At 59.4% G+C, this 8,188-nt stretch carries 7 protein-coding genes; all 7 read right to left on the reverse strand.

What is annotated here, in order from left to right; all coding sequences use genetic code 11:
* Positions 1-617 precede the first annotated feature (617 nt).
* Complete coding sequence (aceA, locus tag ACIONG_RS29200) at positions 618-1,943, reverse strand: isocitrate lyase (protein WP_186622975.1); 1,326 nt, start codon at positions 1,941-1,943, stop codon at positions 618-620.
* 477 nt (positions 1,944-2,420) lie between these two features.
* On the reverse strand, positions 2,421-3,173 hold the full coding sequence (locus ACIONG_RS29205) for a secretin N-terminal domain-containing protein (RefSeq protein WP_401304388.1): 753 nt from the start codon (positions 3,171-3,173) through the stop codon (positions 2,421-2,423).
* A 254-nt stretch (positions 3,174-3,427) separates the two neighbouring features.
* On the reverse strand, positions 3,428-3,853 hold the full coding sequence (locus ACIONG_RS29210; RefSeq protein ID WP_401304391.1) for a GNAT family N-acetyltransferase: 426 nt from the start codon (positions 3,851-3,853) through the stop codon (positions 3,428-3,430).
* On the reverse strand, positions 3,846-5,015 hold the full coding sequence (locus ACIONG_RS29215) for a cupin domain-containing protein (RefSeq protein ID WP_201237675.1): 1,170 nt from the start codon (positions 5,013-5,015) through the stop codon (positions 3,846-3,848). The genes ACIONG_RS29210 and ACIONG_RS29215 overlap by 8 nt, the downstream gene beginning before the upstream one ends.
* Before the next feature lie 86 nt (positions 5,016-5,101).
* Entirely contained in the window at positions 5,102-6,472 is a 1,371-nt protein-coding gene (gene purB / locus ACIONG_RS29220; RefSeq protein ID WP_401304394.1) for an adenylosuccinate lyase, read from the reverse strand.
* Between the two features lie 126 nt (positions 6,473-6,598).
* On the reverse strand, positions 6,599-7,222 hold the full coding sequence (hflD, locus tag ACIONG_RS29225; protein WP_103306789.1) for a high frequency lysogenization protein HflD: 624 nt from the start codon (positions 7,220-7,222) through the stop codon (positions 6,599-6,601).
* The coding region (mnmA, locus tag ACIONG_RS29230) for a tRNA 2-thiouridine(34) synthase MnmA (RefSeq protein ID WP_401304397.1) at positions 7,219-8,188 on the reverse strand (970 nt) is incomplete at its 5' end. The genes mnmA and hflD, both read right to left, overlap by 4 nt.

An 8,188-nucleotide genomic window follows, 5' to 3' on the forward strand; every position in this document is an offset into this window, starting at 1 on the left:
AAGGTCTCTGAGCTTGATAAAGAAATAAGGCAGTGACGATATGTCGCAGCAATCAATCGCGCTGATTTTATGGCTAAACACCCTGCAAGTAAAATTCCTATAGCGAAATTATTTATTGGAATAAGGACATAGCGCACCTCCGATGCCCTGCAGCCCATGCGTTGCGGGCATTAGCCGGTTTTGCGTGAATTATGTTTTGTGGGAAATGTAACGAACATAGTTGCGGCTAAATGATAATTAATATCGTTTGAGGTGGTTTTGTAACTGTTTAGCGGTGCAGTAATCAGGAAGTTGTCTTATATGCCTGTTACTGCAAGTAGCGGTGGCGCCCGTTTTAACCGATTTTTCTGATGTCGATACCGCTCTGGGTCAATGTTTTTGTCCGGGCTAACCCGATCCCTGTAGGAGTGAGCCTGCTCGCGATAGCGGTGTGTCAGCTTGCGCATGCGGTGACTGACCCATCGCTATCGCGAGCAGGCTCACTCCTACAGGGATTTGTGGTGTTCATTAAAACCTAGGCAAAAAAACGCCCCGAACCAGTCGGGGCGTCAGTTTTGCGGCTCTGCGGTTAGCTTTCTATACGATCCGCAGAGGCCGTTTGCTCAGGCGAAGCAGAATCAGTGGAACTGTTCTTCTTCAGTCGAACCGGTCAGTGCGGTTACCGAAGACGAGCCACCCTGAATCACGGTGGTCATGTCGTCGAAGTAGCCGGTGCCCACTTCCTGCTGGTGAGCCACGAAGGTGTAACCCTTGGCAGCGTCAGCAAATTCCTGCTCTTGCAGCTTCACGTAGGCAGTCATGTCGTTGCGGGCGTAGTCGTGCGCCAGGTTGAACATGCTGTGCCACATGTTGTGAATGCCGGCCAGGGTGATGAACTGGTGCTTGTAGCCCATGGCGGAAAGTTCGCGCTGGAACTTGGCGATGGTCGCGTCGTCCAGGTTTTTCTTCCAGTTGAAGGAAGGCGAGCAGTTGTACGACAGCAGTTGGTCCGGGTATTCCTTTTTGATCGCTTCAGCGAAGCGACGAGCCTCGTCCAGATCCGGCTTGGCGGTTTCGCACCAGATCAGGTCGGCGTACGGCGCGTAAGCCAGGCCACGAGCGATCGCTTGATCCAGGCCGGCACGAACCTTGTAGAAACCTTCCTGAGTACGCTCGCCAGTCACGAACGGCTGGTCGTACGGGTCGCAATCGGAAGTCAGCAGGTCAGCCGCGTTGGCGTCGGTGCGGGCCAGAATGATGGTCGGCGTACCGGCAACGTCTGCAGCCAAGCGAGCAGCGGTCAGTTTCTGCACGGCTTCCTGAGTAGGCACCAGTACTTTACCGCCCATGTGACCGCACTTCTTCACGGAAGCCAGTTGGTCTTCGAAGTGAACGCCGGCGGCGCCTGCTTCGATCATGCTTTTCATCAGCTCATAGGCGTTCAGAACGCCGCCGAAACCGGCTTCAGCGTCAGCCACGATTGGCGCGAAGTAGTCGATGTAGCCTTCGTCGCCCGGGTTCTTGCCGGCTTTCCACTGGATCTGATCAGCACGACGGAACGAGTTGTTGATGCGCTTGACCACGGTTGGCACCGAGTCCACCGGGTACAGCGATTGGTCCGGGTACATGGATTCTGCGGAGTTGTTGTCCGCAGCCACTTGCCAGCCCGACAGGTAGATCGCCTGGATACCGGCCTTGACCTGCTGAACAGCCTGGCCGCCGGTCAGGGCGCCCATGCAGTTGACGAAATCTTTCTCTGGACGGAAGGACGGCTTGGCACCTTGGGTGACCAGGTTCCACAGCTTCTCGGCGCCCATTTTTGCAAAAGTGTGCTCAGGTTGAACCGAGCCACGCAGACGGACGACGTCAGCAGCGGAATAAGTGCGTGTCACGCCTTTCCAGCGCGGGTTTTCAGCCCAGTCTTTTTCGAGGGCTGCAATTTGCTGTTCGCGTGTCAGTGCCATGGCGATAAACCTCGTCGTGTCTTTATGAAAAGTTGTTCTGCGGTGGAAAATTCCTTGCGCTCGCTGACCAGAAGCTTAGGTGGTCAGGTCGGGTTCGGCGGGGCAGGCGACGGGATGAACGATGGGCTCGAGGGGAAGTGAGCAGGTAAGGGCGAAACTGGCGGGCGCATTCGGGCGTCGTGGGCCTTTATACGAACTACAGTGTGATGCCGGGTTACCTAATTACGCTTCCGTCCCTCGGGACAACTTCGTTCCAGTCGGCAACCTCGTCAAACACACCTTGTGGGCGGTACAGACACGAAACGGTTCGCGGGGGTAGGTGCGAACATCGCTTCGAAGGCCCTTGCCAGGGCCTCTGATTAGCGGGAGCGAGGCCATCATGCCTTCGCTTTTTTGCCTCGTCAAACGTTTTGTAGTGCTTTTCTTCAAGCACTACATCTTTCGTCTAATACGACTAATCAGTCAGTTTTCGGTGCTTTAGTCCACGGCGTCGACTTTGACCTTCAGGGTCATGTCATCCCGGCCTTGAGTCGAGTAGCTGCGGGTCAGGCCCTGTTTATCAGCCTGAGTCTGGCGATTCACGCCCGCCAGCGTGATCCATTCACCCAGGGGTCCGCTGACCGTTGTGTCGGTGCTTTGCACGTTCACTACATCGGGGCGTTCCTGGCTCATGCGGTCACGGTTGGTACTGATCGCCAGATGAACGATGTCGCCGGTGACGCTGGCGGTGACATAGAAGCCCTGGGTGACGTTGCGATATTGGGTCTGGCTGCTGTAGTCGCCATAGGAATTGCTCTGGCTGCTGGTGATCGGCACGCTCTGGCCAACCTGAATCAGTGCGGGCATGCCGTCGGTGGCCTGCACCTGCTGCACGCCGCCGTCGCGGCTGGCGGTGCTGCGACTGATGATGCGCGTTTGCGCGCCATTGACTGAATAACCTTCGTCGCCACGACCATTGTTTTCATTGGTGTCGACTGTGATCAGCAGGCGCTTCGGCGCGGTGTCGAGCTGGGTGATCAGTGCCTTGAGTTCCTGGATCTTGTCCGGCTCGGCCTTGATGATCAGTTGATTGCCATAGGCACTGACCTGGCCGTCCTTGCCGAGAAAGTCTTGCGCCATCGGCAGCATGTCGGCGCTGGTGCGGTAATTGAGTGGCACGATTTCTGTGGCTGCCACCACCGAAAAACTGCAAACGAGCAGCAGGGTGGTGAGCAGGGTGCGTAGGGACATGTCCGTTATCTCCGCTTTCGAAAGGCTTGATATTGCCAGTTTGTCGGCCCGGGGTGGGGCAAGTTGAATCGTAGACAGCAAAACGCCCCGGCATCCGAAAATGGCGGGGCGTTTTGAGAGCTGCTCTTGTGGTGATCGTTCCCACGCTCCGCGTGGGAATGCAGCCAGTGACGCTCTGCGTCACATGTAGCAAGGGACGCGGAGCGTCCCGAGAGGCATTCCCACGCAGAGCATGGGAACGATCAGCGCAGCGTTCAGGCCGAATGGCGAACCATGTCGACATGCGGAATCCCAGCTTCCAGGAATTCCTCACTGACCAGACTGAAGCCCAGGCGCTCATAAAACGCCGTGGCCTGAACCTGCGCGCTGAGCATTTGCTCTTTCAAGCCGCGCGCTTCCGCTTCGGCAATCACCGCTTGCATCAGCGCATCGCCAACCTTCATGCCGCGCCAGTCCTTCAGCACCGAAACCCGGCCGATGTGCCCATCGGGCAACAGGCGCGCAGTGCCGATCGGAAAGTCGCCTTCGAACGCCAGAAAATGCACTGCAGTCGCGTCATCCGCGTCCCATTCCAGCTCAGGGGGTACCGATTGTTCGGCGATGAACACCGTTTCACGAATGCGCCGGATCTCGGCGATCTCCTTCTGCCAGTCTGCGACACGTACGCGAATCTTATTCATCGGCGAACCCCAGGCTGCCTTGCTTGACCAGTTCGCACAGCAGGCCGCGACCGTCTTCATCGTTCAGCCACTCACCGAGGTTGTCGGTGTGCAGGGCGTCGGCGGCGCAGATCAGCTTCAGCAGCTCGCGCAGTTTGCCCGGCAGATAACGGCTCTGGCCGCTGGCGAACAGCAGCAGATCGTCATCGACTTCCGACCAGGCCAGGCGCGCGCTCGGGTTGCGGATTAGTATCGCGCCATCTTGCAGGGCGCTGAGGAAGTCTTCTTCTTCGACTTCTTCCGGGCCGACCACCAGTTCCGGGTAGCGCGGCTCGGTCATGTACTGGCCGAACCAGGTCAGCAGCAGGCGCTCGTCGCTCATGTGTTCGGCGAGCAGGCTCTTCAGGCGATCCAGTGCGTCATGTTGAATCTGGTGCGGATCGGCGGCTGGCTGCGCGTCGGCATCGGTGTAACGTTCTTCGTCGGTCAGGAACTGGCTGAGGAAGTCGGTGAAGTGGGTCAGTACTTCGGAGGCGCTCGGTGCGCGGAAGCCAACCGAATAGGTCATGCAGTTGTCGACCGCGACACCGCAGTGGGCCAGGCGTGGCGGCAGGTAGAGCATGTCGCCCGGTTCCAGCACCCACTCTTCGGTCTCATGGAATTCGGCGAGGATGCGCAGGTCCGCGTGTTGCAGCAGCGGGCTCTCGGAATCGCACATCTGGCCGATTTTCCAGTTGCGCTTGCCGTGACCTTGCAGCAGGAACACGTCGTAGTTGTCGAAGTGCGGGCCGACGCTGCCACCTGGGGCGGCGAAGCTGATCATCACGTCGTCGACGCGCCAGCTCGGCAGGAAGCGGAAGTTTTCCAGCAGTTCGCTGACTTCCGGTACGAATTGATCGACTGCCTGAACGAGCAGGGTCCACTCTTTTTCCGGCAGCTTGCTGAATTCGTCTTCAGCGAACGGGCCGCGACGCAGTTCCCATGGGCGCTCGCCGTGCTCGATCACCAGACGCGATTCGACTTCTTCTTCCAGGGCCAGGCCGGCCAGTTCGTCGGCGTCGATCGGGCTTTCGAAGTCAGGAATCGCCTGACGGATCAGCAGTGGCTTTTTCTGCCAGTAGTCGCGCAGGAATTCGCGCGCCGTGAGACCGCCCAGAAGTTGAAGAGGAATATCGGAATTCATATGTAACCTATTGAAAAAAAGCACTTTTCAGACGGGAATAAAAACGCCCGGCGCGGCCGGGCGTCTCAAACGGGTCAAGCGGTCGATCAGATGCGTTTGGCTTGCGCTACAGCGTTGCCGATGTAGTTGGCCGGGGTCAGCTGTTTCAGCTCGGCTTTCGCTTCGGCTGGCATGTCCAGGCTGTCGATGAAAGTCTGCAACGCTTCAGGGCTGATGCCCTTGCCGCGGGTCAGTTCTTTCAGCTTCTCGTACGGGTTTTCGATGTTGTAACGACGCATCACGGTCTGGATCGGCTCAGCCAAAACTTCCCAGCAAGCGTCGAGGTCAGCGGCAATCTTCTGCTCGTTGAGCTCCAGTTTGCTGATGCCTTTGAGGCTGGCTTCGTAAGCGATCACGCTGTGGGCGAAGCCGACACCGAGGTTGCGCAGTACGGTGGAGTCGGTCAGGTCGCGCTGCCAACGGGAGATTGGCAGTTTGCTCGCCAGATGCTGGAACAGTGCGTTGGCGATGCCCAGGTTGCCTTCGGAGTTTTCGAAGTCGATCGGGTTGACCTTGTGCGGCATGGTCGACGAACCGATTTCACCAGCGATGGTGCGCTGCTTGAAGTAACCCAGGGAAATGTAGCCCCAGATGTCACGGTCGAAGTCGATCAGGATGGTGTTGAAGCGCGCAATGGCGTCGAACAGCTCGGCAATGTAGTCGTGCGGTTCGATCTGCGTGGTGTACGGGTTGAAGCCCAGACCCAGTTCGTCTTCGATGAAAGCGCGAGCGTTGGCTTCCCAGTCGATCTGCGGGTAGGCCGACAGGTGCGCGTTGTAGTTGCCGACAGCACCGTTGATCTTGCCCAGCAGCGGCACGGCAGCGACTTGAGCGATCTGGCGCTCGAGACGGTAAACCACGTTCGCCAGCTCTTTACCCAGAGTGGTCGGGGAGGCTGGTTGGCCGTGGGTGCGCGACAGCATCGGCACGTCGGCGAAACGGATGGCCAGTTCGCGGATGGCGTTGGCAGTCTGGCGCATCAGCGGCAGCATCACCTCGTCACGGCCTTCGCGCAGCATCAGGGCGTGGGACAGGTTGTTGATGTCTTCGCTGGTGCAGGCAAAGTGGATGAACTCGCTGACCTTGGCCAGCTCCGGCAGCTTGGCCGCCTGCTCTTTGAGCAGGTATTCGATCGCCTTGACGTCGTGGTTGGTGGTGCGCTCGATTTCTTTGACGCGCTCGGCGTGCTCCAGCGAGAAGTTTTCAGCCAGTTCATTGAGAACGGCGTTGGCCTCGGCGGAGAAGGCTGGCACTTCCGGGATACCGGCGTGGGCGGCGAGGCGCTGGAGCCAGCGCACTTCAACCAGAACGCGGGCACGGATCAGGCCGTACTCGCTGAAAATCGGGCGCAGGGCCTGGGTTTTGCCGGCGTAGCGGCCGTCAACAGGGGAAACCGCAGTGAGCGAAGAAAGCTGCATGGGGTGTTCTCGGACAGTCGGGCAACGAAATGGGGCGCGTATCATACATGAAAAAATCCGCCGGTCCGTTGCCAACTGACCGGCGTATTACGCGTTACAGGCTACAAAGCTTTTATTGCGCGGCGTTTACTCGCTGCGCAGCAACGGATACAGCTCTTTGAGCAATTTGCGACGGCTGATCACCAATTGCCAGCGGTGGCCGCCGAGCTGTCGCCACAGGCGCGCTGAACGGATACCGGCGAGCAGCAGGGCGCGGATCTTCGAGGCATTGCTCGGCTGCTGCAGGTTGCGCATGTCGCCATGCACCTGAATGCGTTGGCGCAGGGTGCTCAGGGTGTCCTGATACAGCGCACCGCAAGCGGCGACGACGTTTTCGTGGGCCGGGCCGAAGTGTTCGACCTGCGACTGAATCTGCGGCAGGCGCTTGCCGATGGTGTCGAGCATGTCGTCACGCTTGGCCAGTTGACGTTCCAGACCGAGCATCGACAGGGCATAACGCAACGGCTCGCGCTGCAAGGTGCTCGGATCGCGCTCCAATGCGCCAATCAGCGCGCGATAGCCTTCGCGCAGATTGAGGTCGTCGCCGCCGTAAACATCCAGTGTGTCTTTCGGATCGCGTACCAATAGGCTGCCGAGCATGCAGCTCAGGCCGGCCTCGCTGGTCTGGCCGGTCTTGGCGATCCGGTCGACCAAAACAGCGGCGAGAAACACACCGCCGAGCGCCGTCAGTTGCTCCTGAGTCGGGCTCATGCCTGACCGCTCCACGGCTCGGCGACTTCGATCACGCCGCCACCGAGGCAGATTTCACCGTCATAGAAAACCACGGACTGGCCCGGCGTCACTGCGCGTTGCGGTTCGTCGAACACGGCGCGGTAGCCGCTGGCGGTTTTTTCCAGGGTGCAGGCCTGATCGCTCTGGCGATAACGCACTTTCGCGGTCAGGCGCAGCGGCTGGCTCAGGTCGATCGGGTTGACCCAATAGATTTCCGAGGCGAGCAGGGCGCTGGAGAACAGCCACGGGTGGTTGTTGCCCTGGCCGACGATCAGCTCGTTGGTGTCGAGATCCTTGCGCAGCACGTACCACGGCTCGTCGCCGGCATCTTTCAGACCACCGATGCCGAGGCCCTGGCGCTGGCCGATGGTGTGGTACATCAAGCCGTGGTGGCGGCCGATGACTTCGCCTTCGGTGGTTTTGATCTCGCCCGGTTGCGCCGGCAGGTATTGCTTGAGGAAATCGCTGAAACGACGCTCGCCGATGAAGCAGATCCCGGTGGAATCCTTCTTCTTGGCGGTCGCCAGCTCGTATTTCTCGGCAATCGCGCGCACTTGCGGCTTTTCCAGTTCGCCGACCGGGAACAGGGTCTTGGCGATCTGTTCGCCGCCAACAGCGTGCAGGAAGTAGCTCTGGTCCTTGTTCGGATCGAGGCCCTTGAGCAGTTCGGTGCGGCCATCGATATCGCGGCGGCGCACGTAGTGACGGGTGGCGATCTGGTCGGCGCCGAGCATCATGGCGTAGTCGAGGAACGCCTTGAACGTGATCTCGCGGTGGCACAGGATGTCCGGGTTCGGCGTGCGCCCGGCCTTGTATTCGGCGAGGAAATGCTCGACCACGTTGTCCCAGGACTCGGCGGCGAAGTTGGCGGTGTGCAGCTTGATACCGATCTTGTCGCACACAGCCTGGGCGTCCGCCAGATCGTCCCTGGCGGTGCAGTATTCC

The organism is Pseudomonas sp. NPDC087817 (assembly GCF_044742875.1).
Lineage (GTDB): Bacteria > Pseudomonadota > Gammaproteobacteria > Pseudomonadales > Pseudomonadaceae > Aquipseudomonas.